The 26,541-nt window shown below is 35.5% G+C and carries 27 protein-coding genes and 4 tRNA genes; 12 read left to right on the top strand and 19 right to left on the bottom strand.

Features of this window, described 5'->3' with window-relative positions:
* Positions 1-124: 124 nt before the first annotated feature.
* From CES88_RS11140 to CES88_RS11130, 3 genes are read right to left on the bottom strand one after another with little or no spacing between them, the layout of a single operon-like run.
* Positions 125-736 (bottom strand): 2'-5' RNA ligase family protein, encoded by a 612-nt coding sequence (locus CES88_RS11140; RefSeq protein WP_290734342.1) that lies wholly within the window; start codon positions 734-736, stop codon positions 125-127.
* Positions 733-2,769 carry a hypothetical protein gene (locus tag CES88_RS11135; protein WP_290734341.1) on the bottom strand — a complete coding sequence of 679 codons (2,037 nt, stop codon included), beginning with the start codon at positions 2,767-2,769 and terminating at the stop codon, positions 733-735. The genes CES88_RS11140 and CES88_RS11135 overlap by 4 nt, the downstream gene beginning before the upstream one ends.
* A complete protein-coding gene (locus tag CES88_RS11130) occupies positions 2,766-3,275 on the bottom strand; it encodes a LuxR C-terminal-related transcriptional regulator (protein WP_290734339.1) in 510 nt (169 codons plus the stop codon). The genes CES88_RS11135 and CES88_RS11130 overlap by 4 nt, the downstream gene beginning before the upstream one ends.
* Positions 3,276-3,391: 116 nt before the next feature.
* Between CES88_RS11130 and CES88_RS11125 the strand changes: the two genes are divergently transcribed.
* The 5 genes from CES88_RS11125 to CES88_RS11105 are packed head-to-tail and all read left to right on the top strand — an operon-like array spanning position 3,392 to position 7,451.
* The gene (locus tag CES88_RS11125) at positions 3,392-4,150 is read left to right on the top strand and encodes a hypothetical protein (protein ID WP_290734337.1); all 759 of its coding nucleotides are present in this window, start codon (positions 3,392-3,394) and stop codon (positions 4,148-4,150) included.
* Positions 4,151-4,152: 2 nt separating this feature from the next.
* A complete protein-coding gene (locus CES88_RS11120) occupies positions 4,153-4,746 on the top strand; it encodes a YceI family protein (protein WP_290734335.1) in 594 nt (197 codons plus the stop codon).
* A 10-nt stretch (positions 4,747-4,756) separates the two neighbouring features.
* Complete coding sequence (locus CES88_RS11115; protein WP_290734333.1) at positions 4,757-5,824, top strand: hypothetical protein; 1,068 nt, start codon at positions 4,757-4,759, stop codon at positions 5,822-5,824.
* Positions 5,815-6,363: an isoprenylcysteine carboxylmethyltransferase family protein gene (locus CES88_RS11110; protein WP_290734331.1), complete on the top strand. Its 549-nt coding sequence runs from the start codon at positions 5,815-5,817 to the stop codon at positions 6,361-6,363. Before CES88_RS11115 ends, CES88_RS11110 begins: the two co-directional genes overlap by 10 nt.
* A gap of 11 nt (positions 6,364-6,374) precedes the next feature.
* The gene (locus CES88_RS11105) at positions 6,375-7,451 is read left to right on the top strand and encodes an NAD(P)/FAD-dependent oxidoreductase (protein WP_290734329.1); all 1,077 of its coding nucleotides are present in this window, start codon (positions 6,375-6,377) and stop codon (positions 7,449-7,451) included.
* A gap of 46 nt (positions 7,452-7,497) precedes the next feature.
* Here CES88_RS11105 and CES88_RS11100 read toward each other — a convergent pair.
* A tRNA-Glu gene (locus tag CES88_RS11100) sits at positions 7,498-7,575 on the bottom strand.
* A gap of 16 nt (positions 7,576-7,591) precedes the next feature.
* A tRNA-Lys gene (locus CES88_RS11095) sits at positions 7,592-7,668 on the bottom strand.
* A 107-nt stretch (positions 7,669-7,775) separates the two neighbouring features.
* Here CES88_RS11095 and CES88_RS11090 point away from each other — a divergent pair.
* Positions 7,776-8,336, top strand: a complete 561-nt coding sequence (locus CES88_RS11090; protein ID WP_290734328.1) for a VTT domain-containing protein — start codon at positions 7,776-7,778, stop codon at positions 8,334-8,336.
* Here CES88_RS11090 and CES88_RS11085 read toward each other — a convergent pair.
* From CES88_RS11085 to CES88_RS11070, 4 genes are all read right to left on the bottom strand, one after another.
* Positions 8,308-8,937 carry a cation diffusion facilitator family transporter gene (locus CES88_RS11085; protein ID WP_290734326.1) on the bottom strand — a complete coding sequence of 210 codons (630 nt, stop codon included), beginning with the start codon at positions 8,935-8,937 and terminating at the stop codon, positions 8,308-8,310. The two genes, CES88_RS11090 and CES88_RS11085, sit on opposite strands and share 29 nt — an antisense overlap.
* 85 nt (positions 8,938-9,022) lie before the next feature.
* Complete coding sequence (locus tag CES88_RS11080; RefSeq protein ID WP_290734324.1) at positions 9,023-11,371, bottom strand: PAS domain S-box protein; 2,349 nt, start codon at positions 11,369-11,371, stop codon at positions 9,023-9,025.
* 156 nt (positions 11,372-11,527) lie between these two features.
* A tRNA-Glu gene (locus CES88_RS11075) sits at positions 11,528-11,605 on the bottom strand.
* Between the two features lie 16 nt (positions 11,606-11,621).
* Positions 11,622-11,698: transfer RNA gene (locus CES88_RS11070), tRNA-Lys, on the bottom strand.
* Positions 11,699-11,865: 167 nt separating this feature from the next.
* Between CES88_RS11070 and mtaB the strand changes: the two genes are divergently transcribed.
* On the top strand, positions 11,866-13,167 hold the full coding sequence (mtaB, locus tag CES88_RS11065) for a tRNA (N(6)-L-threonylcarbamoyladenosine(37)-C(2))-methylthiotransferase MtaB (RefSeq protein ID WP_290734322.1): 1,302 nt from the start codon (positions 11,866-11,868) through the stop codon (positions 13,165-13,167).
* 83 nt (positions 13,168-13,250) lie between these two features.
* Positions 13,251-13,451, top strand: coding sequence for a hypothetical protein (locus CES88_RS11060; RefSeq protein ID WP_290734321.1), 201 nt, complete (start codon positions 13,251-13,253; stop codon positions 13,449-13,451).
* A 71-nt stretch (positions 13,452-13,522) separates the two neighbouring features.
* Here CES88_RS11060 and CES88_RS11055 read toward each other — a convergent pair whose 3' ends face one another.
* From CES88_RS11055 to CES88_RS11015, 9 genes are all read right to left on the bottom strand, one after another.
* Positions 13,523-14,794, bottom strand: coding sequence for an adenylosuccinate synthase (locus CES88_RS11055; protein WP_290734319.1), 1,272 nt, complete (start codon positions 14,792-14,794; stop codon positions 13,523-13,525).
* Positions 14,794-15,741 carry a hydroxyacid dehydrogenase gene (locus tag CES88_RS11050; protein ID WP_290734317.1) on the bottom strand — a complete coding sequence of 316 codons (948 nt, stop codon included), beginning with the start codon at positions 15,739-15,741 and terminating at the stop codon, positions 14,794-14,796. Before CES88_RS11050 ends, CES88_RS11055 begins: the two co-directional genes overlap by 1 nt.
* A gap of 141 nt (positions 15,742-15,882) precedes the next feature.
* A complete protein-coding gene (locus CES88_RS11045; protein ID WP_290734315.1) occupies positions 15,883-16,230 on the bottom strand; it encodes a hypothetical protein in 348 nt (115 codons plus the stop codon).
* Between the two features lie 267 nt (positions 16,231-16,497).
* Positions 16,498-17,454 carry an ATP-binding cassette domain-containing protein gene (locus tag CES88_RS11040; RefSeq protein WP_290734314.1) on the bottom strand — a complete coding sequence of 319 codons (957 nt, stop codon included), beginning with the start codon at positions 17,452-17,454 and terminating at the stop codon, positions 16,498-16,500.
* Positions 17,447-18,121, bottom strand: coding sequence for a molybdate ABC transporter permease subunit (modB, locus tag CES88_RS11035; RefSeq protein ID WP_290734313.1), 675 nt, complete (start codon positions 18,119-18,121; stop codon positions 17,447-17,449). The genes CES88_RS11040 and modB overlap by 8 nt, the downstream gene beginning before the upstream one ends.
* The gene (gene modA, locus CES88_RS11030; RefSeq protein WP_290734311.1) at positions 18,111-18,866 is read right to left on the bottom strand and encodes a molybdate ABC transporter substrate-binding protein; all 756 of its coding nucleotides are present in this window, start codon (positions 18,864-18,866) and stop codon (positions 18,111-18,113) included. The genes modB and modA overlap by 11 nt, the downstream gene beginning before the upstream one ends.
* Positions 18,866-19,888, bottom strand: coding sequence for a succinylglutamate desuccinylase/aspartoacylase family protein (locus CES88_RS11025; protein ID WP_290734309.1), 1,023 nt, complete (start codon positions 19,886-19,888; stop codon positions 18,866-18,868). The genes modA and CES88_RS11025 overlap by 1 nt, the downstream gene beginning before the upstream one ends.
* 8 nt (positions 19,889-19,896) lie before the next feature.
* The gene (locus tag CES88_RS11020) at positions 19,897-21,321 is read right to left on the bottom strand and encodes a hypothetical protein (RefSeq protein WP_290734308.1); all 1,425 of its coding nucleotides are present in this window, start codon (positions 21,319-21,321) and stop codon (positions 19,897-19,899) included.
* 15 nt (positions 21,322-21,336) lie between these two features.
* Entirely contained in the window at positions 21,337-22,203 is an 867-nt protein-coding gene (locus tag CES88_RS11015; RefSeq protein WP_290734306.1) for a LysR family transcriptional regulator, read from the bottom strand.
* 107 nt (positions 22,204-22,310) lie between these two features.
* Here CES88_RS11015 and CES88_RS11010 point away from each other — a divergent pair, with 107 nt between their 5' ends.
* Both CES88_RS11010 and CES88_RS11005 read left to right on the top strand, forming a co-directional pair.
* Positions 22,311-22,535 (top strand): hypothetical protein, encoded by a 225-nt coding sequence (locus CES88_RS11010; RefSeq protein WP_290734304.1) that lies wholly within the window; start codon positions 22,311-22,313, stop codon positions 22,533-22,535.
* A 13-nt stretch (positions 22,536-22,548) separates the two neighbouring features.
* Complete coding sequence (locus CES88_RS11005) at positions 22,549-22,788, top strand: hypothetical protein (RefSeq protein ID WP_290734302.1); 240 nt, start codon at positions 22,549-22,551, stop codon at positions 22,786-22,788.
* 38 nt (positions 22,789-22,826) lie between these two features.
* On the opposite strand, the gene CES88_RS11000 is transcribed toward CES88_RS11005, so the two are convergent.
* The gene (locus CES88_RS11000; protein ID WP_290734300.1) at positions 22,827-23,186 is read right to left on the bottom strand and encodes a response regulator; all 360 of its coding nucleotides are present in this window, start codon (positions 23,184-23,186) and stop codon (positions 22,827-22,829) included.
* 217 nt (positions 23,187-23,403) lie between these two features.
* On the opposite strand from CES88_RS11000, the gene CES88_RS10995 reads away from it, so the two are divergent.
* Positions 23,404-25,128, top strand: coding sequence for an ABC transporter ATP-binding protein (locus tag CES88_RS10995; protein WP_290734298.1), 1,725 nt, complete (start codon positions 23,404-23,406; stop codon positions 25,126-25,128).
* Positions 25,129-25,357: 229 nt separating this feature from the next.
* A complete protein-coding gene (locus CES88_RS10990; protein ID WP_290734296.1) occupies positions 25,358-26,530 on the top strand; it encodes a hypothetical protein in 1,173 nt (390 codons plus the stop codon).
* Positions 26,531-26,541: the final 11 nt, after the last annotated feature.

Genomic DNA, 26,541 nt, shown 5'->3' with positions numbered 1-26,541 from the left:
GGTATTTTACCCTTACTTATAAAATTCTCTAAGAAAAAATTTATTGCCTAGCCCTATTTTGGTATTATCAACACCTTACACTTTCAGAAGCTTGCCTAGAAAATAGGGTTTTACTTAAAAGTTACTAAATAATACTAGCAAAACATGAGCGCCTATCTTTAATTGCTCCATCACTCTCATGTAGGTCTCTTTTTGAAAAGCCGACAGTTATATGTGGAAAAAAATGAGTTGCCCTAAACTTACTTTTATCTCCACCGAGAGTGTAGAATCTCTCTGCAATTTTTTTTCTTATTTTTAAAATATCTTCTGAAGATATCACTAGAAAAAAAGTCTCCTCCAACTTACCTGAAATATTTTTTCCAAATTTTCCAAGACATTCAACTCTAAAAGACGAAGACTGTATCTTATAATCTAATGCGATTTTATCAATTTCATTAATAGATATTTTATTTTTCAAGACCTCATTGTACTCTATAGGAGTGATTACTGTGACATGGGCCTCTCCTCTATTTTTAAGCTTCTTTCCGATCTTCTTCTCCAAGTCTTTCCAAAGTTTTGAAACTACTTCATAGTTCACCTGCATAGTTAAATAACTGCCATAAGGTCCACTACCATGGTGAGGAATAAATTTAATTAAAGAGTTGGAATAAATATCATTTTCCAGATTAAACTCTAGTTCTTTGCTGATAATATTCCCCGATAATAATAAGCTGAAAATAAAAACAGAAAATTTCATAGTAGGTCTCGATTCTTTAAGTAGAGTGTTGGTAGAACCTTTAAATCAAATATCATTCCTAAAAAGATTATTATGGATAAGCATATTCCAAATTCTCTTATAGGAAGGAAATCATTCATTATGAAGAACAAAAAACAAAAGGTTAAAATTAAACTTGAGCCGCTCACAGGTTTAACAATCGTATTATAGAAAAAATTATCAGTTAAATGTTTTTTGTCTAACGCATCGATAATATGAAATGAGCTATCGACAATAAGCCCCAATGAAATACTATATGTCATAACTGTTGCAATATTAAAAGAGAGACCAAAGATCTTCAAGAAAACAAATGAAATAAAGACAGGGATTATATTTACAAAAAGAAAAATAAAGAAAACCTTCACCTTTCGAAATGCTATAAATGCGATAAAGGCTATTACAACTAAACTTATAGAAAAGCTCTTGAAGAGAGTATAGATCATCTCCTTTTGAGCAATCATTAAATGATAGTATAGGCCATTAAAAGATTTATCATAATCTTTAAAAACGACTTGTACATCTTTTAGTAGGTCTTCATAATCATGAACATTCATAGGAGGCGCTAATATATTAATCCGATAATCATTCTCCAGAGGAAAGCCTTCACGAAGAGAGTTAGGAACTCTTGAAAAAACTGTTAAATAAGAGAGCCTGTAATCTGGCAATCGACTCTCTCCTGTATAGACCTCATTGGCCTTTCTCGTTAGTAAATTTGCGGATAGTAGATTATAGTGAGGGTTTCGCTCTCTCATTCGGCTTAATAGTTTATTTTCAAGCTTCTCTATCTCTTTTAACTCACTAATTGTTAGATCATTTTTAAATTTTAAAACAATATCTAAGACAGGAGGTCCTAAAATTTGAGTTGAAACTTCTAGAATACTCTCTTTAATAAAGGAACTCTTTGGGAAGTACTCTGTTGCGTCTGTTAGAACCCTAATTCCTTTAAAGCTAATACTACCCAAAACAAGACCAGTGATAGATAAGATCACAACTTTTTTAATTGAAAGAAAACCACTTAATATCTTTCCTAAGAAGTTTTTTTCAACCAAGACTGGCACATCTTCTTCAGATAAAATATTAAAGCTATTCGACGCAGTCAAAACCCAAAGAATAGTCATAATAGATGAACTCAGAATTAGTCCTGAAGATAAAAGTCCAAAGACACTAATCGCTCTTAAGTGTGAAAAATAGAGAGAAAGAAACCCTACAAATGTCGTTAAAACCATTAAAAGAATTGGTTTTTTCTTCAATAAGACTCCACGGTAAACACTCTTCATCTCAACACTTGTGTAATAAATATGGAACACTAATGAAAAGTTAATTACAAACATTAATAGAGGTATAATTGAAATGACTAAATTTGATTCATTAAATAAAAACTTAGTTATTGATAAACTAATAGAAGCGGCAAGAAGACATGGAAAAAATAAGAACAATGCTCTTTTAACACTTTTTGTGAGAATAAGTAGTATGATAAATACTCCTGCAAATAGAGCAGGAAAGAGCTTCTCTTTAATACTCTTAGAATATTTGTTTAAGAGCTTATTTGTATATGGAACACCTACTAAATGTAGGTTTTGGTTTATCTTTCCCCAATAACGGTCAGACTCAACTTTCGCTAAAATATCTTGAATATGAACTTGCTCAGAAATTATGATAAGACCTAGATAGTGCTCCCCCTCAATTCTTATTATATCTGAAAAATTAGAAGGGAGCTCTTCTTCTGTTATAACTTCGCACTCCCCTGCACAGCCTTCAATTAAAGTTTTAGACTTTTTTTTAAATTCCTCTTTTTGATTTGGGCTCACAATATTTTTAAAGTCTTTTTTTAAAATAACAAAACTTTTTTCATTAAACTTATCTTTAAAGTCAAGGTAGCTCAAAACTCCCTGCTCTGTTAGAAATACTGTTTCTTTATTATTTTGAACTAAATCATTCGAATAAATGATTCCCAAAAAACCTAAAACGATTAGTGATAAAGTGATTACTCTTGATAAGTTCTTATTCAAAATCATAGAGACGCCGGTGCCAATAGATCTTCTAAGAAATAAGCCGTCAGTTCCTCTCTTCCATTAAGACCAGCCTTTTTATAAATTGAAGCTATTTGGTGACGAACAGTTTTCTCACTACTTCCACGAATCTCAGCAATTCTTTTCGGAGATAAACCTTTTAAAAGAAAGAGGGCAATATCCCGTTCCGCATCTGAAAACTTCCATATATTAAATGTTCTATCAATTTGTATACTCAACCCTTCAATGAAAACTTCTGACTTTTGTTTAAAGCTCTCAGTAATTTCTCGAAGTAGCTCCTTCTCACCTTCAAGCTTCTCATTATGCCTTTTTTCTTTGATAAATTCTCTTAAGATATACGCCAATGCACTCAGAGACAGAAGAACGGTCACAACCTCAATAGCTAAATGTCCTAGAGATGCCCCTTCTTCATGATCTTTATAGATATCTAAGGTGGTCATTACCCCTACAGAAAACAATAATATTCCATTGAATAAACGTTCTTTTTTCATAATAAAACTAACCTATGTCATAGCCTAAGTGACCGTAAATATATTCTAATAGGTAATGTTCCCTATATCAACGGAAAGAAAAGTTCACTAAAATAATAAAAAGTAGAGGGACAATTGTGGAAGTAAAACAGTTTTTAGAGAAAAGGTATGTATTTATAACTATTGGTATAATCAATATCGTTCTTTTCCATTATGCGATTATTAGACTTTGGTTCTTCTTATTAGACAGTACAGGTAGATATGACGCAAACTCAGTACCTTACCCATGGACCATAAATACCACACTTCTTTGCTTTTTTAGTATCCCACACAGTCTACTATTAAACTCAAACATCAAAAGAAAACTCTTATCGTACATTCCAGGGAAGCTATATTCCACAATTTACTCACTGCACTCATGCATTGCCATAATACTTTTAGATGAATTTTGGACTAGTATCGGGACTAATCTCATTATTTCTACAGGATTATCAAGTACTATTATACTCGTCTTCTACACACTAAGCTGGCTCTTTATGTTTTGGACAATGAGCTCCATAGGGCTTTTCAAACAGAGTGGTATCGAGGAGTGGTGGAAGGCCGTGAGAAAAAAGAGACTTAAGGGAGCGCTTGTTCAACATGGCCCTTATAAAATTTGTCGCCATCCTATTTATGTCGCATTTCTCGGAATGATTTGGTTCACACCAAATATGAGCGAGGATAGGCTCTATTTATCTCTATTTTGGAGTGCCTATATCTTCATAGGTGCGACATTCAAAGAAATGAGACTGAGCAAAAGTAACGTATATAGGGAATATTCAAAAAAAGTACCAGCATTTCCTTTATTTCCCAAAAAGCTGGATAATTTCATATCAAAGAAAATCTGGAGTGTTTAAAAATGAAAAATACCATCTTAATTCTATACATTTTACTTTCGACAAATATATTTGCTGAAAATTTTCAAGGAGAAGTTTCTTCTAAAACTTTTCACGAGGCAAAAGAAAAAAAATCAAGACTACAATTTATTGTTGTTAGTACCAAGGCTGGAATGTTTTCTTCCGATGTCGATGGCTATGTTAAGACTTTTTCATATCAGTCAGAGTTTGATAGTAAAAATTTAATACTAAGAAATATGAAAATTAATTTCAAAGCAAGCTCAATGGATACTGACGGCGGAAGCAGAGACGAAAAGCTCCACAATCTATGTATGGATGTAAGTAAGTTTCCTAAAGTAGAAATCTCAGTTGGAGGCCCCCTCTTTCTAAAGGATTCAAGAAAAAGATCTTATAATGGAACTGTTAAGATAAGAGGAAAAGAAAAGAAGTTTCAAATTGAACTTTCTACAACTCGAGCCTCAAATGATACATATCAAATTAAAGGGAGTTCGACATGGAGTTTGAAAGAAATGGGAATTCCAGACCCTAGTATATTTATAGCTAAATTATCAGACGAAATTAAAATAAATATTTTAATAAATGAATCCATAAAATAAGAGAGGAAGTATGCCATATATCGTAGACATTCAAACCAGTTTCCCTGAGAATTACTACTCTCAAAAGGAATTAATCAAAAGTATTACAGAAGCTCTTGAGGGAAAAATTCGAAATACATCAAGAATAGAAACAATTCACTCAAATGTGTTAGTAGAAGGTAGACACCTCGCTGTTCCCCTAGAGAAGTATTTTCAACTAGGTAGCTTTGACGAGAAAAATAGCCTCTTCATTGAAAAGGCAGTCGACTTATCAACAGAAGCCATTTCAAAAATATTAAAAAACAACAACCTAGAGGCAAAGGATATAAGCTCTCTCTGGAGTAATACTGTTACAGGGTTCGCGATCCCAAGTATCGAATCAAGAGTAATGAACAAACTTCCTTTCTCCCCTAAAACAAAGAGAGTTCCTCTTATGGGGCTAGGCTGTATGGCCGGCGTTGCAGGCATAAATAGAGTTGCCGATTATTTAAAGGCGTATCCAGATGAAGCCGTTATTTTCTCTTCAGTAGAGCTGTGCTCATTAACCGTTCAAATGAGTGACATAAGCGTTGCAAATTTAATTTCTATAGGTTTATTTGGAGATGGTGCAGCTTCTGTACTAATGGTCGGCGACAATCATCCACTGTCTAGAGTAGCCCCTATTGAATGGAAATCTTCTAGAAGTATTTTCTTTCCAGATACACAAGATGTAATGGGTTGGAAAGTCGGTGAGAAAGGTCTAAATATTGTCCTAAGTAAAAGTGTTCCAGACCTAACTGAAAAATCTCTTCCAGGCCCTCTTAATGAATTCTTATCTGAAAACAATTTAGACCTCAGTAAGATTGATTCTTTCTTCGCTCATCCTGGAGGACCGAAAGTTCTTCTCGCACTTGAGAAAGTTTTGGACCTTCCGGAAAAAGGCTTGAAGCATAGTTGGGATAGTTTAGCAAAAAATGGAAATATGAGCTCCGTCTCAGTCTTAGATATTTTCAAAAGAAATATGGATGCCCAAACACCTGAGCTTTCAGGTAAAAATATCATAAGTGTCGCTATGGGGCCGGCATTTAGTGCAGAGCTAGGATTATTAAAGTGGAAATAAATTATCTTTTAATTTTTAGAATCATTATAGTCTTTACTATTTTGCAAAGAATAGCGGAGCTATTTCTCTCTAGAAGTAATGAGAAGTTCATTCTTTCAAAAGGCGGAATGATTATAAAAGAAAGAAATTATATTTTCATGGTTCTTCTACATACGATTTGGCTTATCTGCCTTGCTTATTTTTCTTTTTATAAAAATATACAATTTAGTTCTTATATTTTTTGGCCCTCCCTTATAGTTTTTCTAATGGGACAAGCTTTAAGAATTACAGCAATCGGAACCCTTGGAAAGAGATGGTCAACTAGAGTTGTCATTCTTCCAGAGGCTCCAGCCGTTAGAAGTGGTATCTTCAAATGGTTTCGACATCCAAACTACCTAGGAGTTACCTTAGAACTACTAAGTCTTCCCCTAATGGCATCTCTATTTGAAGTTTCAACTATTTTCTCATTTTTAAACTTTGTTATACTCTTTTTTAGAATACGACTAGAAGAGAGAAACTTAAAAAAATATAATAAGTATTCCACAATCTTCAACATATAAAATTAAGAGTTATGAAAAACTTAGCAATAATTGGCGGAGGTCCCATAGGCCTTTATACAGCAATAAAACTCGCAAAGAGAGGACACAAAGTGACTCTCTTTGAGAAGAGGTCATGGCCGATCGATAAAGTCTGCGGTCAAGGAATTATGCCAAGTGGAGTGGATAACCTTATAAATATTGGAATGACTTTCACTCCTTTCAACAGCTTCACCCTCAACTCAATTGAGTATATTGAAAGAAACTCTATACTTCGTGGTAACCTACATGGCCCGGCCGTTGGAACAAAGAGAACTGAGCTCTCAGAGCAACTTTTCAACATAGCTTCCCAAAACCCACATATCACTTTATGTCCAGAAACAAAGATTGATAGCATTAATGAGAAAGAAGACAGTTACACATTAACAATAGGTCCTAATATATTAGAATTTGACTTTATCTTTGCTTGCGATGGACTTAACTCTTGGACGCGAAAGAACACGGGACATTCTAAGAAGAGAATAATTCCCTCGAGAATTGGCGCACGTATTCATTATGATATTGCTCCATGGTCAAATAGCGTACAAGTTTATTGGAGCGACTCTATAGAGGCCTACGTCACCCCTATTTCAAATAAGACAATAGAAGTGGCCTTCCTTTGGTTTAAAGACTCCATTGAATCGGGAGCCAACTTAAAGAGTAAACTGCTTTCTCACTTCCCATTACTGAGAGAAAAGCTTATTGAAGAGAAATCTCTAAATGACTTTAAGGGATATGGACCATTTGACGAAGTTAGCTCTTCAATAAGTCATAAGAACCTTTTCTTTCTAGGAGACGCCTATCATTTCCTAGACGGAATTACAGGAGAAGGTATATCACTCGGTATCAAAGCGAGTAATATTATTACTGATAATTTTGACAACTTCGGAATCAAAGAAAAACTTAAAATAAATTTTCTCTATATGAATTACTGGATCTGGACTCATTTAGCCCTTTTGATGAGTAAGTCTCCATTTACAAGGAAAATAATATTCTTTTTCGCTAAAAGAAATAAATATCTTTTTAATTATATTTTAAAGTTAAATGATCTCAACCTTGCTTTGTTAAAGTAGACACAAAAAAGCCCAGAACTAAGTCTGGGCTTTTTTTACTTTTTAATGGTACTCCCAAGGGGATTCGAACCCCTGTTACCGCCGTGAAAAGGCGGTGTCCTAGACCAGGCTAGACGATGGGAGCACATTAAAAATAAAAATGGTGATCTCGCTGTGACTCGAACACAGGACATTCTCCTTAAAAGGGAGATGCTCTAACCAACTGAGCTACGAGACCATAATTATTTCGAATGGCATTTATAATTTTTTAGCTCAAGAAAGTCAATTGGATATATTAAGAGAAACTCTTTTACAATATTATCTGTTGGTCACTACAATGAATTAATGAAAGCAAATAAGAAATTAATTATATTAATCCTATCTATCTGTGCCATTATTTTCTTGGCAAAGCAATTTGGACTCGCAGATTTTGCAACAACACAGAAGTTAACCCTTTTACTAGAAGGGAATCTACTTCTTTCATCACTAATTTTTATCGCCCTCTTCTGTGTCGCAAATCTATTCTACATCCCAGGCTGGATTATAATAAGCGCCCCTATTCTAGTATTTCCAACACATATTGCATATATTCTCATCCTAACTGGTGCAATTACAGCTTGTTGCTCGAGTTTTTTTCTCATTAGCTTCTTTGGGAAAGGTCTCTTAAATGAGCTTAAGAATAAGTATGCGAATAAAGCTCTTAGACAGCTTGAAGCTCACCCAATCAGAACGATATTCATTCTAAGAGTATTAATGCAGACCAATCCGGCCCTAAACTACACATTATCAATGTCTAGAGTAAAATTTAAAGACTATTTTCTAGGCACAGTACTTGGACTACCGGTCCCGGTTGCCCTGTACTGCTTATTCTATGACTTTATTGTGGATTTTCTGGGGCGTTCTTAAAGATTCTAAGAGACTCTCCTAAGATAGCAAAGGCAGACCTTAAAAATACTCCAGCAATGATCATCCCAATTATAATATCAGGCCATTTGCTCTCTAGTAGGTAAACGAGACCTGCCGCTAGAAGTATTCCTACATTAGCAATAATGTCATTCCTTGAACAAATCCAAGTAGACTTCATATTAATGTCATCTTCTCGATGTCTTAGGAGAAGAAATAGGCAACTTGCATTAGCTGTTAGTGCAAGTAGTCCAACGGCCCCCATAGTCTTTGCCGCAGGTAATACATCTGACATTGCCTTATAAAGAGCTTCACCAAATACATAAAGACCAAATAGAGTGATTATTACCCCTTTTAAGATCGCCGCTTTTGCCTTCCACTTCACACTCTTATTAATTACATAAAGGCTAAAGGCGTAAACTGTGGCGTCTCCAAGCATATCTAACGAGTCAGATAGTAGTGCTGTAGAATTTGAGAGTAGTCCATAAAAGAATTCAACTAAGAACATTGAAAAATTAATAATAAGTACAATAATTAGAACATTCTTCTGCTTCTCTCTAAGCTGATCTAACTCCGTACTCTTACTTTCGCAACAACTCTTCATTTTCTCTCCATTCAAGTTTAAACACTATAGTGTTTTTCATTGAATGAGTTATTTGTAAACGATAATAAAGAGAAATAAGAACGGTCTACTTCAAGCTTTTCTTGAACTTTACAAGAGCTTCTCTGATAGAGTTGATTGAAACAGGCTTAGAAACAAAGCTATCCATTCCAACCTCATGACACCTTGCAACATCCTCAGACATAGCACTTGCTGTTACAGCAATAATATATGGACGATCTTCTTTGTACTCTTTAAGAATTGCCCTTGTAGCTTCAAAACCATCAAGAACTGGCATATGACAATCCATTAAAACTAAGTCGAACTTCTGCTTCCTTAATGCCTCTAAACACTCCTGGCCATTAGCGGCAACCTCAGCAGTAATTCCCAGCTTACTCAAGAGTCTACAAACTACTTTCTGATTTACGAGATTATCCTCTACTACTAGAGTCTTTATTGGAGTCGCCTCATAAGGAAGCCCTTTAGTTTCGTTTTTTCTAATCTTAGCTTGGCTAGATACCTCTACTGGTACTTTAAAAGTAAATAGGGAACCCTCGCCTTCTGTGCTCTCTAACCATATACTTCCACCCATCAATTCTACTAAGTTTCTTGTTATTGCGAGTCCAAGTCCAGTCCCACCAAACCTTCTAGTGGTCGTACTATCAGCCTGTGTGAAACTATCAAATATATTTTCTTGTTGATCCTTTGATATACCAATGCCTGAATCCTCAACAGAGCAAATAATATAGTTCTTGCTATCAGTCCCTTTCTCAATGTCGACAGTAATCCTGATCTCTCCAGAGAAGGTAAATTTAATTGCATTACTTAATAGGTTGTTGATAACCTGCTCTAACCTTAGTTCATCTGCATAAATCTCATCAGGAACATCTCTATTGTAGCTAGACTCTAGCTTTATAGACTTTCCACTTAATGCAGCCTTATTTACTTTGATTCTATCAGAAATTAAATTTTTGAAACTAAAGTGAATAGGATTAATTTTAAACTTACCTGACTCTATCTTAGATAGATCTAATATATCATTTATAATCCCCAATAAAGATAAGGCACTCTTATTAATTATTTCTAGGCCCTCAAGAACTTCTTTATCTTTCACATCATTCATTAAAAGAGAGGTCATGCCAAGAATACCATTCATTGGAGTTCTCACCTCATGAGACATATTTGCCAAGAATTCACTCTTTATCTCTAGAGCTCTCTCTGCTTCTTCTATCGCATTTTGGAGTGCAACCTCTTTAAGTTTTCTCTCTGTTATGTCCTTTGCAATACCTAGGTAGCCTGTTGTGACACTCTTACTATCCTTCAAAGCTGTTATAGAGAGTAAGACAGGAATTCTTTTTCCACTTTTGTTAATATAGGTCCATTCATCTTCATTCGGAATTCTCGCATCAGTAAGACATTTGAAAGTTTTAAATCCTGGTTCTATCGATTCATTGATAATCTTTCCATATTTCTCACTTCTCTCAACCACTTCCTCTAAGTCATGAAACAGGGCTGGAGTCTCTTTGCCTATAAGGTCTTCTTGCTTATACCCTAGCAGTCTTTCTGCTGCTGGATTAAAGCTATTAATAATACCATCTACCGTAGTTGCAATAATGGCATAAGCAGCACCTTGCTGAATTACTTTTTGAAACTGTAAAGATTTATCAAGTTCTACTAGCGCCTCATTTCTCTTCCTCTCAATAGACTTAATCGTTGTTACATCGTTGATATAAGCTACGTAGCATGGCTTTCCTTGATAACTAGCAATTTTAAGCTTAATGACAGAGTCGTATTTTGTGCCATCTTTTCTTACTATCTTTGATTCAATTTCTAACTGATCTACTTCATGAGTCTTCAATGTAGCAATTGATTGAGAAAACTTCTCACCTCTTAACTCATGCCCTACATCCTCAAGAGTAAGCGAAGTAAGTTCACTCATTAAGTAGCCTATATTTTCACGGGCAGCTTCATTCACATATAAAAATTTAAAATTCGCGAAATCTAAAATAAAAATCTCGGTCACGGCCTTCTCTATTAGATCCGCAGTGCTCTCTAGGTTGGCAGAAATTTCTTTTGATTTTGAAAAGCTAACATCTTCAACTGTCGACCAAATATAGCTCTTACCAGCTATCTCTATAACCTTTCCATTAAGTCTAACAGGGATCAAGGAACCATTTTTGTGAATATACTCTTTATCATATGGACCGTAGGCCTTTTGACTCTCAAGTAGTTCTAGTTGCTTCTCTTCCATTGAAGTATATTTCTTTGGAGTAATTTCCCAATAACTAAGCTCTGCAACCTCGGCCTGTGTGTACCCAATAAGGTTTGAGTAAGCCTTGTTTACATATAAGAGGTTCCCATCTAAATCATTAATCGCAAGACCTATCTCTAGGGCCTCGAAGAGCTCAATATTTAGACTGCTTAATATATTTTTCATATGTCTATTTATCGGCTTTCCACGCGATAGTATTAATTAAAATTAATTTGTATAAAGAGGTCAAGACAACCTAAACAACTGGAATTACTAGAGAGAGTCATATTAACTGGACACAAAAAAGCCCAGACTTAGTTCTGGGCTTTTTTTGCTTTTTAATGGTACTCCCAAGGGGATTCGAACCCCTGTTACCGCCGTGAAAAGGCGGTGTCCTAGACCAGGCTAGACGATGGGAGCACATTAAAAGTAAAAATGGTGATCTCGCTGTGACTCGAACACAGGACATTCTCCTTAAAAGGGAGATGCTCTAACCAACTGAGCTACGAGACCATAAATTCATCTTTGAACGTGAAAATGAGAATAAAGATTATCTGCTTTTCTGTCAAACAAAAAGTTGGATAAATTGAGTAAATAATATAAAAAATATACTTTGCTACTTGTCTGAAAGCGCGTCATTAACTATGTTGTGCAGGAATAATTGAAAATAGGTTTAAGAAGTGGAAAATACTGAAAATAATCCAACAAAAAAAGTTGCCCTACATACACTAGGTTGTAGGCTTAATTTCTCAGAAACTGGCTCTGTGGCCAAGGGCTTTACCGATCGTGGTTATGAGATTGTTGAATTTGGTGAGAAAGCTGATGTTATGTTCATCAACACTTGTACAGTAACTGATGCTGCTGACTCTACATGTAGAAACCTTATTAGAAAGGCTCATAAATCATCTCCAGAAGGCAAAATTGTCGTGGCCGGTTGCTACGCTCAGATGGAGCCTGAGACTATTGCAAATATGCAAGGTGTTGACCTCGTTCTTGGAACATCTGAAAAATATAAAGTCTTCGATTACCTAAACGAAGAAGAGACAACAGCTATTCACGTAGACAAAACAACAGACTTCTATGGAGCAGCGACCACAACTTCCGACTCTCACACGAGAGCATTCCTAAAAATACAAGATGGATGTAATTACGTTTGTTCATTTTGTATTATTCCATTTGCAAGAGGAAGATCTAAGGCCATTAGTATTGATGGAGCATTAGAGAATGCAAGAGAGCTACTTGCAAACGGATTTAAAGAAATTGTTCTAACGGGCGTAAATATCGGTGAGTATGAAACTTCATCGGGCGAAAAATTAACAGATATGGTTCGCGCGCTCCTAGACCTAGATGGACTTGAAAGACTGAGACTATCAAGCGTTGAGCCCAATACAATTACTGACGAACTCCTAGAAGTATTTAAGAGCTCTCCAAAATTTAAAGATCACTTTCACATTCCTCTTCAATCAGGTGATGATGAAATCCTCAAGAATATGAGAAGAAAGTACACTGTTGCTGACTATAAGAAAGTGATTAATAAAATCATTACAGCTTTTCCAAATGCGGGAATTGGAGCTGATCTAATTTGTGGTTTTCCTGGTGAGACTAAAGAGCAATTTGAAAATACTTACAATCTAGTTAAAGAGCTGCCTATTACTCACTTTCATGTTTTTCCATACTCAAAGAGAAAGGGAACAACTGCTTCTAAATTAGATAATCATATTCATAATGCCACTAAGAAAGAGAGAGTTAAATCACTTCTACACTTAGGAGAAGCCAAGCTCTCATTATTTTCTGAAGATCAAATTGGTTCACAGAGTGAAGTTCTATTTGAAAGAAGAACTAGAGATGGACTTTACACTGGCTACACAACAAACTATGTAAAAGTCTATGTTCAAACAGAACTTGAGTTAAAGAATCAGATTCGCAATGTGTACTTAAAAGAATACAAAGACGGTAAAGTATTCGCAGAACTAATCCAATAATCACCATTACTTTACATTCAACTGACACAAAGACATTTCAACGTAGGCATAATTAATCTTGTAAGTATAACAGGAGATCGATTATGCCTTACAAACGACATCTTGCTCTATTATTTTTCTTACTAATTAGCGCCGCTAGTTTCTCATCTAAAGCTGATGATTCAGTATCTGTAATAGATGAATGTTCACAAGAACTACAGGTTAATAAAGAGGATTCTAAAAGAGTTAATTCTCTAGATTTATTTCAAGAAAAAATATTAGAGATTCATAGAGAAAAAATTTAATAAAAGGAGCATTCCTTTTTCTTCCTTCCTTGGAAAAGAGAGGGAGTGACTAGACCCACTCCCTCTTTTTATTAATTAAAAAATTCTTTTCTAAATACAATTTCACTTCTCTCTGGTCCAAATGCCAAAATAGAAACAGGTATTCCTAATTCCTTTTCAATCATTTCAATATATGACTTTAAATTATCAGAGAGCTCCCCTTTGAAATCATCATCAAATGGAGCGATATCAGTAAAGATTGGCTCAACTTTTGAAAGATCAATCCCAGGATAAGCGCAATCAATTTCTTCACCATTATACTTATATGACTTACACACTTTAAGCTCATCCATTCCACTTAGTACATCGACTTTAGTAAGCGCAATACTTGTTAGGCTTGAACATTTTACTGCGTACTTAAGAAGAGGAAGGTCTAACCAACCACATCTTCTCTTTCTTCCAGTTGTTGCCCCGAACTCTCCACCTTTTTGCTGGATAAATTCTCCAACATCAGAGAAGAGCTCTGTAGGAAAAGGTCCCTCTCCAACTCTTGTTGTATAGGCCTTTGTAATCCCTAAGACTTCATCAACTTTTCCAGAAGGCATCCCTGCACCAGTGAAGATCCCACCATAACTTGTGCTTGAAGAAGTCACAAATGGATAAGAGCCGTAATCAATATCTAAGAGAATTCCTTGAGCACCTTCAAAGAGAATATTCTTATTTTCTTTAACTGCGTGATCTAAGAAACTAAATGTATCGCAAATAAATGGTTCAATCATTTTCCCAAGTTCAAAGAGCCTTGAAGCTTCTTCTTCAACACTTGGATACTCAACTTGATAGAGGTTTTTTAGAAGAAACTCTTTTTCGATAAGATTTGCTTTTAATTTATCTATCAAAAGGTCTCTATCTAAGAGATCTTTTAATTTAATTCCTTTTCTAGAAATCTTATCTTCGTAAGCAGGGCCGATTCCTTTTCCAGTTGTTCCAATCTTTAATGGCCCTTTAGACTCTCTCTGCGCATCGATCAACCTATTATACATAGTGATGACACTAGCATTACCAGAAATCTTAAGTTTCTTACTATTTACAGTAATTCCATTGCTCGTAACATTTTCAAGCTCTGTCTTAAATGCTTCAGGATCAAAAACAACTCCGTGGCCTACTACAGAAACGCAATGATCATGTAAAATCCCCGAAGGAATTAAGTGAAGAACAATCTTCTTATCTTTAACGATGATTGTGTGGCCAGCGTTGTTACCACCTTGAAAGCGAACAACAACATCACACTTTTGGCTTAGAAGATCTGTAATCTTCCCCTTACCTTCATCGCCCCACTGAGAACCAATAATAGCTAGAGATTTCATTATACTCTGACCTCATTTAATAGGTTTTCATTTAAGAAAAATTCTTTAAGTTGATGAACGGCCATTTCTCCAACTCTAAATTGAGCTTCATCTGTTGAAGCTCCAAGGTGTGGAGTCATAACTAAATTATCTAAAGTTCTAAGTTTAGAATCTTCTTCAAGAGGTTCAGTTGCAAAAACATCAAAACCAGCTCCCCTAATTTTACCGGCCTTCAAAGTCTCGTAAAGGTCATCTTCATTAACAATTCCACCTCTAGCAGCATTAATTAGAATTGCATTAGGCTTCATTAATGAAAGAAGCTCTTTATTTACAATTCCTCTTGTCGCGTCCATCAAAGGAGTGTGAATTGTAATAATATCGCTTTCGCTGAAAAGCTTTTTTAAATCATCACATTTAGAAACGTATGAGAGGTCGCTTCCTTCTTGAAATGGATCAAAGAACTCTACTTCTGGTTCAAAACCACCTATTCTCTTTGCTACGATTTGTCCGATTTGCCCAAATCCTAAAATTCCAACTTTCTTATTCGCTAATTCATTTCCAGTAAATTTAGACTTATCCCAACCACCATTACTCATTGTTTGATGTGCCCAAGCAGTCTTTCTTAGAACTGTCATCATAAGTGCAACTGCATGTTCAGCAGCTGAATTATTATTGGCACCTGGAGTATTTGAAACTTTCACTCCTACTTCTTGGCATGAAGCTTTATCAATATTATCAGTCCCAGCTCCCGCTCTAATAACGTATTTTAAATTTGGGGCAAGTGCTAAGTATTCTTTTGTTACAGTTGTCGCAGATCTAATTACTAATCCATTAATCTTTGGCAGTAATTCCTTTAGTTCATCTTGAGTAATTTTTGATGATGGATGTACATCAAATCCAGTTGTATTCTTTAGGTCTTCAAATAGATTTTTATCAAAGCCGTCAGCTACTACAATAAATGGTTTCATGATCCCTCCCGAGGGTCTGAGTTAGAAAGTTTACGACAACTGGATTATAGAAAGTTTTCGAAAGTCCTAAAAGGAAAAAGGGGCCCAAAGGCCCCTTTTTTTGCCTGGGCGGGCTAATAAGTGTTAAAACCAGAATTTTGTTTAAGCTGCTATGGGTTGAAGCTCCATTCTAAGCTGTAGCTGCTCTAGAGTTTTCTGAAACTCCGATAAGGTTGGTAAGTTACCAAAATGAGTGTTCTCATTCGGGTTCTTTGAAATAAAGTCATACAACTCGATCACGGTGGAGTCTTCTCGGTCTTGAAGGAACGCCCTCCAATTCGACTCTCCCTTATTCCTGTAATTCTGGAATAAATCCTTCACAAGCTCTTCTCGCGTCATAGCGCCAATTGAGACAACACTTCCGTTGCTGTCGAGTTCCAAGTGCCAAACGCGATAGTTGGACTGGTTAGCAGGATGGTGTGAGTTTTCTACAGCGATTGCCATGTACATATCTCCCTCCTTGAAGGTAGTGACCCTAATGGTCATTTACTCAATAAACTTCCTGTCAGTTGAGTTGTGTGTGTAAGAGTCTAAGCTTCCTGCTTATCCTCACATAAAGCATATGATAATCAGAGTAAGAAAGTCTCTTACATAAGACTAACAAAGGGCCTCGGCCCGGTACGACAATGTAAGAAAATCTGGAGTCGTCTTGGAAAATCAGTGTCAAAAGTGATCAAGTTTTTGTCAACTTTAAACGAGCAGTGCGCAAAGTCCGACTTAAACGATATGTGATTCGGGGCCAAAAAGCGCCACAAGCCCCTCTCCTATTGAGATAGAGAGTGATTTAAAATTTTCTTTGCTTAATTTTGAATAGAGAAAATTGTTTTCAAAATATTCTAATTCCAAAATAACAAACGACTCATCAAAATCACTAACACTAGAAAGAAAACATCTTAAATGATTTGAAAAAATAGGGCCTTCGAAGTTAGCTTTCATTACTAGAATATTTGCAGAGTGAATGATTAAACCTTCAAAGCTATTAAGTGCTATTTTTAGATTAAATTTTTTCACCATTTCATTAGGGATAAAATTAATAGGTCCTCTACTATCAATTCTTAAGAGGACCTCTTCTCTACTTAACTGCTCTATTGGAGAATTTCTCTTAATATAGATTGCGCTATCACAAAGTGAAACTAACTCACTCCTAGAATGAGTTACAATTAAAATAGGAATTTTAATTCTCTTTCTAATACTGAGAATCAATTGAATAATTTCAGACTTCGCGTCTGAGTGAAGAGCGCTCAAAGGCTCATCCATTAAAAGAATATCAGGAGAAGAGAGAATAGACCTTCCAATTGAGACTCTTTGAATTTCTCCCCCCGAAAGATCCTCAATGTCTTTATCAAGTAATTCTCTCATACTTAGGAGATTCACAATTTCTTCAAAACTATATTGAGGCTCAATACATCTTCGATAGGAATATTCTAAATTCTCTCTAACATTGAGATGAGGAAAGAGAGAGCTTCTCTGAAAGACGTAACCTATTACAGACTCTTCTTTCAAACTTATCTCACCACTATAGCCTTTTTCAATTCCAGCAATGCAATTTAGAAATGTTGATTTCCCACTTCCCGAGTCACCGTAAATTATAGTGATTTCATTTTCTCTAATTTTGAAATTACCAGTTGATAAACTAAATCCGGGATAATTTACAGTAAAGTTACCTTCAATCATTAGTAACTCTCTTTGAAGAATTGATTGAATAAATAACAATTAAGATAATTAAAGAAAAGAGCAGCATAATCAAAGAGAGCTGATGTGCCTCTTTAAACTCAAGGGCCTCCACATGATTAAAAATATCAATAGAGACAACTCTAGTTACTCCTGGGATATTCCCTCCAATCATCATCACCACGCCAAACTCACCAATGGTATGAGCAAAGCTCAAAATTCCCCCAAGAACAAAGCCACTCTTGCTTAAAGGAATTACTATACTTCTAAAGCGATCAAGTCCACTCGCCCCCATTAATCTTGCTGAATCAAGATAAATCTTAGGGACTTTTGAAAAGGAATTAATTAAAGGTTGCACAGTGAATGGTAGAGAGTAAATCACTGAACCGATAACAAGACCTGTAAAATTAAAAGTTAATTGTCCTGAATGTCCTAATGCTTTAAAAAAAGTCGCAATCATTCCATTTGGATTTAGAATGATTAGTAAGTAAAAGCCTAGAACAGTTGGAGGGAGTATTAAAGGCAGCGCCAAGAGGGATTCGATAAGAATTCGGTATTTCTTCTTAAGTCCAATAACCCACCAAGCAAGTGGAGTTGAAATGAGAAGAAGAAGAAAAGTTGTACAAAGAGCAACTTTTAAAGTGAGAATAATTGATTCACTACTTGGCATCAGCAATCTCTTTTAATAAGTATCCATTATTTAAAATAATTTCTCTTACTTCTTTTGATTTTAAAAATGAAAAGAAGAGTTCTACTTCATTAAGAAGTTTCGTTTTCTTTAAAATAACGGCTCCCTGCTCTATAGGAGTGTATAATTTCATTGAAACTTCTTGATACTTAGACTTATCCAGATGATCAGCAATAACTAAAGACTTTGCAACAAAACCAAAAGGAATATTTCCAGTTCTTATGAATTGAAATGCTTGTCCAATACTTGAACCGAAAACAAATCTCTCTCTAACACTACTAGAGTCCCCTAAACTCTCTACTACCTCATTCGCGGCTTGCCCATAAGGAGCAAGCTTTGGATTTGCTATAGCTATTTTTGAATCACTCTTAGTTATAATCTCTCGCCAATCAAAGGGCCTTGGACACTTTTCACAGAGAAAAACAAGTGAGCCCAAAGCATAAGAGATCTTTGTTTCCTTAATTCCAATATCTTCTTTAATTAGAAGATCAATAGTCTTTGTATCAGCAGAAAAGAAAGCATCAAAAGGAGCCCCCAATATTATCTGAGAATAAAGACTTCCAGTTGATCCATAACTCACTTGAATTTTCTTCTTATATTTTCTTTCGAACTTTTCGACGATAGAGTTCATCGCATGATTAAAGTTAGTGGCCACTGCAATAGTTGGAACTTTTGCAGTGACTGATATTTGACTAAGAAATATTAACGAGAAAAAGAAGAGCTTCACTATGCATGCTCTTCATACTCGTCGTGGCCTGGGATCTCTTCTGGTAATGGATCAATAAATCCAATTCCTAAATGCACAAGCCTAGTACCTGCATCGCAATTTGGCCTTGTATTCTTACCGATAACAATTCCTGCACGATCAGCAACGATCTCTTCTTTTATTTGTCCAAATACATCATAGACGATAGCAATTAATTGTCCCTTCTTCACTGTATCCGTTAGCCCTGGAAGAACATCTACAACTCCTCCCTTGGTAGAATTGATCCAGTAAGACTCATCACAGACAACTGCATTAGTGACTAAGTCCTGAACCTCCCCTTCAACCATTTTAAGAAATTTCATTGTATTTAGAATTCCTTCCAAAGTCTCATCAATCAGAGTGTGTTGAAAGGCGTTAGGGTTTCCAATTTCAATAGTAATTGCTGGAATACCGTTCTTATTTGCCCAGCTTCTAAGAGTTCCCTCTTCATCATATTTTTTTACAATGATTTGAGGATTTTGTAGATAAGCTAAACGTTGACACTCCTCATCTTCAATATCTGCTCTTATATAGAGACTATTAACACGTCCATGACTTGCAGTATGCAGATCTAATAAGTAATCAAATTTAGAAACAATTTTATTGATAAAATGGTGGGCATAAATTTTACTCGGGCTTCCCTCTGGCTGACCTGGCATAATCCGGTTAAGATCTACATTGTCAGAAAATTGTCTCTGATTAAGAAGATATCCTGGAGTATTACATATAGGCACAAGAACTAGAGTTCCCTTGAGTTTCTTAGGATTAACATTCTCTATCAATTTAAAGATTGTCGATATTCCATTTAACTCATCTCCGTGTAGAGCAGCGGTAACTCCTAGAGTTGCCCCTTTTTCCATTCCACGAATAATCACAATAGGTACCTTCCAAGGAACTCCTAATGAATTATCTGCAACGTGAATTTGCAATCTATGAACTTGCCCTCTTTTCAATGAGGCTATTTTTAAATCTTCTTTCGTTTTTACTGTTAAAATTTTTTCCATATTTTCCTCTAAATCATAATCTCATTCATAAGGGATTTATCATTATCAAGAGACCTAAATAACTTCTTTCTAAAGTTGCCCTTCTTATTAACAAGATTAAGAGACATTTTATCTATTGCAATAATTGTAAGCACTGTTTGTATATAAGCCTCAATAAGATCATCTGTTCCAATACCTAAGGTGTTAAAATCTTTTCTATCCATAAGAAGTAGCCTTGAAGTATCAGAAGACCATTTATTATCACCTAATTTTTCAGAAAGATTTGTTCCTAGAACTTCCCAACTATTTCCCTCTATACTTGATTCCAGAGGGCTCTTCGCCCTACGAGCATAAATGGCACACGGATAGAAGCCTTTTGGTGTTGAGTAAACTAAGACCCGAAGATCTGCAATGAATGTCTTTCCTTTCTTATTTGGAATTGTTCCAATATGAAAGTACTTTCCTGATTGAGTTGTAGAACTCCAGTTATAGTGACCAATTAAGCTCTGAACAATGAATTGATCATAATCATGATCTAGCTTCATAAATTCATCTAGTTCATATTCAGAAGTTATTGTGTAAACACCTTGCCCTGCATTTGAATAAGGGTTTTTAATAACGGCCTTACCACCAAACTTTTTCACCCAAAGAGGAATTTCTAATCTAGAAACATCTTTAATCGTTTCAGGCATAAGAATCTTCAAGCCAGACTCAGCAATCTCTGAATTAAAAAGTTCATAGGCCTTATTTGCCAAAAGCTTATTTCTTCCTCCTGATAAGCAAATAAGCGTTGGGTTATAGATCAGAGTCTTTGTTTCTATAGGAATTCTATTCCAAGGCTTTTGTGTCACATATCTAAAAGCCGCTTTAATAGGAACCTGCTTGCCCTCGTGAAGAACATGCATGACCCCATCATTAAAACTAATTAGGGAATCACTTCCGTTATAATGAGACACTAATAGAACTTCTTCCCCTGTTAAATCTGCGATGGTTGCCGCATAGCCAGATGTTTCCATATGGTTTTTATCATAAATAACAGCAATCTTTCCTGTCGGAAGCCTTCTCTTTTTCAAGAGAGGAATAAAAGAATTTTCAATTAGAGACTTATACCCTCGGTACTCGTCTGACTCAGATGCAGCAGGCATGGACTTTTGTCCCGATGGACATGAATTTGTCTCTAGAACAACCATTTTCCTATTTCCAGTTTCAGTTGCAACATAGAATAAATCGGCTCCACCCCAGTGAAAATTACTCGATTGATACTTTAACAATTTATCTAAGGCTTCAGGGCAAACTTGAGGATTTAGATGAACGTAACGATTTACAATACGGGAATGATTTAAAGTAAAGAAATGCCCAACCATTGAATGTAAATGTGAATTTAATGATTTTGGATAAAAGTGCTTTTCTACCTCAAATCCATCTGGCTTAAATACTTCTATTTCATTTTTCATTATAACTCCAAACCACTAAAGCTTATTTTTCAATAACTGGTACCCATATCCAGTATAATTCTTTTTGATAATTCCCCAAACAGAGGTTTGAAGCTCTGCAATCTCTCCCAGAACAATCAAATTTTTGTTGGTACAAAACTTCTGTTTTGCGGCTTCAGGAACAATCGTAAAAGCAAGTCCTTGAACCGTAACCATCTCCATTAAGTCTCTATCATCCCCTTCTCCAATAACTTTTGGAGTAATGGAATTTTTTGAAAAGAATAACTCTATTTCATATTTTAAGTAAGAGTTTTTTGTATAGTTAAAAAAAGGAAGTTTTGCCAAAGATTCGGGAAAGCCTTTCTTGTACTTTTGATATTTCTTATGGGCCACGACATAAGTCTTATTGACCCCTATCCGATAAGAACTCATAGAACTTGATGTTAAGTCTTGCCCATCAGTGAAAACCATATCCAAATTTTCTTCTTCTAAGTCTGCTAATAGCAAATGCTTTTGTCCCTCTTTCACGTTGACAACAATCTCCTCTTGATTAAAGAGAGGTAGAATTGTTTCATAAAGAAAGTGATGCGACATGAAGTGTGTCACACCAATATCAATAGACTTTTTAGGAATCTGTATCTGATTACGAAGTCGCCTAGTCAACTCTCTACCTTGAGAGAAGATCCCCTCAGCATAATTAAGGGCAAACTCTCCTTCCGTTGATAGAAATAGACTTCTATTTCTTCTCTCAAACAGCTGGCAATCAAAATAGTCCTCAAGCAGTTTTATCTGATCACTAATTGTCGGCTGAGACACGAAGAGCTTCTCTGAAGCTGCCTTTATTGAGCCCTCTTTTGCCACAATATAGAAGTAGTATAAGTGGTTAAAATTTAATCTTTCCATAATTGACCTCAATTAACTTTAAACTAATTATTTCAGCAATTAAAACGATTTTTATTATTTTTTGAACTACACGATAATTAGACCAGTCTATGACGATGGAGAGATAAATGAAGACGATTCTTGCAACTATTATTCTAATGATAGCAGTATCAACAAACACTTTTGCCAAGGCAAAATGCAATCCCAAGAAACATCTTGAGATTTCATGTAGCGATGTCTCTGGGCACAAGAGAGAAGGATTCTGTCTAAAGATCGCAAAGAAAGACAAACTGACAGAGTCAAAGAAAGTAAAAATTTGCCAATCTGTTCCAAGAAAAATGAGAAAGAAATAATTAAGGAGATTTTATGAAAAACCAAAGAAAGAATTCAGTTACAATCTTTATGATCCTAAGCCTACTTGCAATGTTCGTAAGCTTACCAACGTTCGCTGATGATTCAGAGACTTCTACAATAGAAGATACAAGCACGACTTCTTCGCCAGCTTATATCAGCGATGAAGAAGAAGCACCTTCTACAACTACTACAATCGAAGAAGAAGAAGATACTTCAGTAATTAATTCTGCTGACTCTGATTCTGACATTTAATTTACAAAGATACCCCGAGGGAATTTCTCCCTTGGGGACTAATCTTCGTCTAAAAGCTCTTCTATAAAACTTATCAACTCTTTAAAACGAACAGGTTTTTTAAAATATTTTTTCACATTGCCTGGAATCGGTGTTGTTTCCACATCAAGATAGCCTGTGACAAAAATTATTTTCTTAAAATTTTCATCTATTTCACCTATCTGTCTCGCCAACTCAAAACCATCGCCATCAGGCATACGAACATCACTCACAATTAAATCGAATGACGACTGCTGAAAAAGCTTTACTCCCTCATTACCGCTATGAGCCATTTGAATCGAGTAACCCCTAGACTCAAGTAGATCGGCCATCATTTCACAAATTTGAACTTCATCATCAACAATTAAGATACTTTTCATATTAACCTCAAGAAAAATTGTATCACCAGATGCAATAGACAATGAGCACAAACTTTAATTTTCTATAAAATCTTTTTCTATGCTCACTTACAAATTGCCTTATTTCAATGAGATAGACCGCCTATAGACACGTAGCAAAAAGAAGAACGGTTGTCTATTGCCTCTCTTTAATATAAAAACTTAATTTACTGATTATATTAACGAAACCGGTAGATCTATGTCAGAAAACATTTTAAGTATTAAAAATTTAACTATTGAATTTAAATCTGAGGACGAAACAATTCGCGCTGTAAAAAGCCTCAGTTTAGATATCCCAAAAGGAAAGACTGTAGGACTCGTTGGTGAGTCAGGTTCAGGGAAGTCTGTAACCTCTCTTGCAATCATGGGTCTTATTCCTAATCCTCCAGGTAGAATTTCAGAAGGCGAAATACTCTTTCACGGTCAAGACCTCACTAAAATGAGCCAAGATCAAATGAGAAAAATTCGTGGAAATAAAATCGGAATGATTTTTCAAGAACCGATGACTTCTCTAAATCCTGTTTACACTGTTGGGAATCAAATTGATGAAGTTCTAGTACTTCACCAAGGGAAGTCCAAGAAAGAAGCAAGAAAGAGAACCATTGAACTCTTAGATGAAGTTGGAATTCCTTCACCATCAGAGTCAGTAAATAAATATCCTCACCAAATGTCTGGTGGTCAAAAACAAAGAGTCATGATTGCCATGGCCATGGCCTGTGAACCAGAATTACTTATTTGTGATGAACCTACGACAGCTCTTGATGTAACAATTCAAAAGCAAGTTCTCGAGCTCATGTTTGATCTTCAAAGAAAGCATGGAATGTCGATGCTCTTTATTACGCACGACCTTGCAGTAATCGCAGATATCGCTGACGAAGTAGCTGTTATGTTCCGTGGTGACCTTGTTGAAAAGAATACGACAAAGAAACTGTTTGAAAACCCACAGCATCCATATACTAAAGGGCTGCTTGCCTGTAGACCTTCTCTCGTTGAAAATACAAAAAGACTTCTCACTGTTGAAGACTTTGTGGGTGGAGTTGCTACTAATGAAGCTGACCTAGAGCCTCTTAAGAAAGAAATTAAAGTGGCGAGACCAATCAGCGAAGAAGAAAATCCAGTAATTCTTGAAATTAAAAACTTTAAGAAATACTTCCCTATCAAGGGCGGACTTTTTGGAAGAACTGTTGATCAATTCAAAGCCGTAGATGATATTAATATTAAAGTGAGAAAAGGTAGAACTCTTGGTCTTGTTGGTGAATCTGGTTGTGGAAAAACAACATTAGGAAGAGCTATTTTAAGACTAATCGAACCGACAGGTGGAGAAGTTCTCTATCACGGTCAGGATATCACTAAGATTTCACCAGAAGAAATGAGACTGCTTAGAAGAAAGATGCAGATCATCTTCCAAGATCCTTACTCTTCTCTTAATCCAAGAATGACGATTGGAGATATCATTACAGAGCCAATGGTTATTCATAATATTGGTAACTCTAAGAAAGAAAGATACCAAGTTGCTGCTGATTTACTAGAGAAGGTAGGACTAAAGGGCGATCACTTAAATAGATACCCTCATGAGTTCTCTGGTGGTCAAAGACAAAGAATCTGTATCGCAAGAGCACTTGGGCTAAAGCCTGAATTCATCATTTGTGATGAATCAGTTTCTGCTCTAGACGTTTCGGTACAAGCTCAGGTTCTAAATCTACTACAGGACCTTCAGGACGAGTTTGATTTGACTTATATTTTCATTTCTCACGACCTCTCTGTTGTTAAATACATCTCTGATGAGATCTGTGTAATGAATAAAGGCCAAATTGTTGAGTATGCGTCCTCTGACGAAATCTACAAAAATCCTAAAGATCCATACACTCAAAAACTGCTCAGCGCGATCCCAAAAGGCGTCCCTAAAGAGCTTTTACAAGAGTAATAAACCAATCAAATAATAGGCCCTTTTCGAAGGGCCTTTTTTTATCCCAGAAAAGCTAATTCTAAATTCAAAGAGTTAAGTAGCCTCTTCATCACTTATCCCTAACTCTCCTTATAAATAGTGGATCCCAGTACGAATACATGGTATAACTTATTGATATACAGGGAAAGTTAATAAAGTTAATTTATTGATCTTAACTTTCTTAACCTACTCTTATTCTAGGATAGAGATGACAAGTATAGAGCTGAATCAATTCATTTTAGGAAATACAGGCTTCTTATTTTTAGTTCTGATACTAAACTTTGCCTTCTTATTCTTAGTCTATATTTCTAGCTCAGTTAAAAGCCCTTTAATAAAAGATTTAATTCATATTCCATCAAGAGACTCTGAAAAGAAGACTATACTTCTCGGTGGGCTTGGAATGGCATTTTCAAATATAATAGTTATGCACAATATCTATTCAAGCGATATAGTTAATACCAGTGATAAATTCTCTGCCCTTGGTTACATACTTGGAGTTTTTATCTTAACAATTCAAGGTTATCTAGATGATAAATTTGAACTCTCAATCAAAGCAAAGCTCTCTAGCCAAGTTTTTGCGATTCTAACTTACGGCCTCTTTCTATACTTTGCTTTTCCAATAGAAAGCCTTCTGCTCTATTCACTACTCTCTCTCGTTTGGGGACTCGGAGCAATTAACGGGTCACATATAATAGATACTGTTAAAACAATGAGTGTTAAGACCTCAACAATCATACTGCTCTACTATTCTCTAATCTCTTATCACTTCAACCTATATCATCTAAGCTATATTTCAGCTTTGATATGGATACCTATTCTTTGTTACTGGATATTTAGTAAGTTTAAAAAGAATATTCTCCTAGGAGAGATTGGTCCTAATGTACTAGCTGTAAGTTATCTCTTTTTATCTACTCAGCTCTATTTAAATTTAACGAGCTCTGTGAGTCATATGAACGCTCTTTGCATTGTCTTAATTCCTCTCTCTATACCTATGGGAGAAGTCTTCTTTAATATTGCAAAAAAGTTATTTTCAAGAAGCTACAAAGATACTCAAAATGAGGATATCTTTAAGCACTTTCTTTCTAAGGAAAAATCTTCACTAAGTACAAGGTATGCGACTCAAATCTCTCTTATGTACTTTGCGATACTTTCTTGTTCATACTTCATCATCACTTTCACAACAGACGAAGGAAAGTACATTATCTCCTTTTTAACATGTCTCCTCTTGCTCTGTATCTCCTATCTCCTTCAAGCAAAGAGGTGCTTAAATATTTCAAATAATAAAAGTCACTTTGGAAATATTCCAGAAAAAGAAAGCGCACAGTCTCTCATCAAGAGCTCTCTAGTAGAAAACTTTGATGTCGACTCAAAGAATGAGTAGAAATCCTTCTA

Origin of the sequence: Halobacteriovorax sp. JY17 (assembly GCF_002753895.1) — a bacterium.
GTDB lineage: Bacteria > Bdellovibrionota > Bacteriovoracia > Bacteriovoracales > Bacteriovoracaceae > Halobacteriovorax.
Note: the sequence above shows the minus strand (reverse complement) of the source record. Positions and strands in the feature narration are given on the sequence as shown.

Excerpts from the sequence above, each read along its gene's own strand:
- CES88_RS11105 (WP_290734329.1), top strand. The coding sequence starts at position 6,375 with ATGAAAAACTTAGCAATAATTGGCGGAGGTCCCATAGGCCTTTATACA.
- CES88_RS11090 (WP_290734328.1), top strand. The coding sequence starts at position 7,776 with ATGAAAGCAAATAAGAAATTAATTATATTAATCCTATCTATCTGTGCC.
- CES88_RS11020 (WP_290734308.1), bottom strand. The coding sequence starts at position 21,321 with ATGAAAAATGAAATAGAAGTATTTAAGCCAGATGGATTTGAGGTAGAA.
- CES88_RS11025 (WP_290734309.1), bottom strand. The coding sequence starts at position 19,888 with ATGGAAAAAATTTTAACAGTAAAAACGAAAGAAGATTTAAAAATAGCC.
- CES88_RS11080 (WP_290734324.1), bottom strand. The coding sequence starts at position 11,371 with ATGAAAAATATATTAAGCAGTCTAAATATTGAGCTCTTCGAGGCCCTA.
- CES88_RS11005 (WP_290734302.1), top strand. The coding sequence starts at position 22,549 with ATGAAAAACCAAAGAAAGAATTCAGTTACAATCTTTATGATCCTAAGC.
- CES88_RS10990 (WP_290734296.1), top strand. The coding sequence starts at position 25,358 with ATGACAAGTATAGAGCTGAATCAATTCATTTTAGGAAATACAGGCTTC.
- CES88_RS11115 (WP_290734333.1), top strand. The coding sequence starts at position 4,757 with ATGCCATATATCGTAGACATTCAAACCAGTTTCCCTGAGAATTACTAC.
- CES88_RS11135 (WP_290734341.1), bottom strand. The coding sequence starts at position 2,769 with ATGATTTTGAATAAGAACTTATCAAGAGTAATCACTTTATCACTAATC.
- CES88_RS10995 (WP_290734298.1), top strand. The coding sequence starts at position 23,404 with ATGTCAGAAAACATTTTAAGTATTAAAAATTTAACTATTGAATTTAAA.
- CES88_RS11000 (WP_290734300.1), bottom strand. The coding sequence starts at position 23,186 with ATGAAAAGTATCTTAATTGTTGATGATGAAGTTCAAATTTGTGAAATG.
- CES88_RS11045 (WP_290734315.1), bottom strand. The coding sequence starts at position 16,230 with ATGTACATGGCAATCGCTGTAGAAAACTCACACCATCCTGCTAACCAG.
- CES88_RS11060 (WP_290734321.1), top strand. The coding sequence starts at position 13,251 with ATGCCTTACAAACGACATCTTGCTCTATTATTTTTCTTACTAATTAGC.
- CES88_RS11120 (WP_290734335.1), top strand. The coding sequence starts at position 4,153 with ATGAAAAATACCATCTTAATTCTATACATTTTACTTTCGACAAATATA.
- CES88_RS11140 (WP_290734342.1), bottom strand. The coding sequence starts at position 736 with ATGAAATTTTCTGTTTTTATTTTCAGCTTATTATTATCGGGGAATATT.
- CES88_RS11085 (WP_290734326.1), bottom strand. The coding sequence starts at position 8,937 with ATGAAGAGTTGTTGCGAAAGTAAGAGTACGGAGTTAGATCAGCTTAGA.
- CES88_RS11010 (WP_290734304.1), top strand. The coding sequence starts at position 22,311 with ATGAAGACGATTCTTGCAACTATTATTCTAATGATAGCAGTATCAACA.
- CES88_RS11130 (WP_290734339.1), bottom strand. The coding sequence starts at position 3,275 with ATGAAAAAAGAACGTTTATTCAATGGAATATTATTGTTTTCTGTAGGG.
- CES88_RS11055 (WP_290734319.1), bottom strand. The coding sequence starts at position 14,794 with ATGAAATCTCTAGCTATTATTGGTTCTCAGTGGGGCGATGAAGGTAAG.
- CES88_RS11050 (WP_290734317.1), bottom strand. The coding sequence starts at position 15,741 with ATGAAACCATTTATTGTAGTAGCTGACGGCTTTGATAAAAATCTATTT.
- CES88_RS11040 (WP_290734314.1), bottom strand. The coding sequence starts at position 17,454 with ATGATTGAAGGTAACTTTACTGTAAATTATCCCGGATTTAGTTTATCA.
- modB (WP_290734313.1), bottom strand. The coding sequence starts at position 18,121 with ATGCCAAGTAGTGAATCAATTATTCTCACTTTAAAAGTTGCTCTTTGT.
- CES88_RS11015 (WP_290734306.1), bottom strand. The coding sequence starts at position 22,203 with ATGGAAAGATTAAATTTTAACCACTTATACTACTTCTATATTGTGGCA.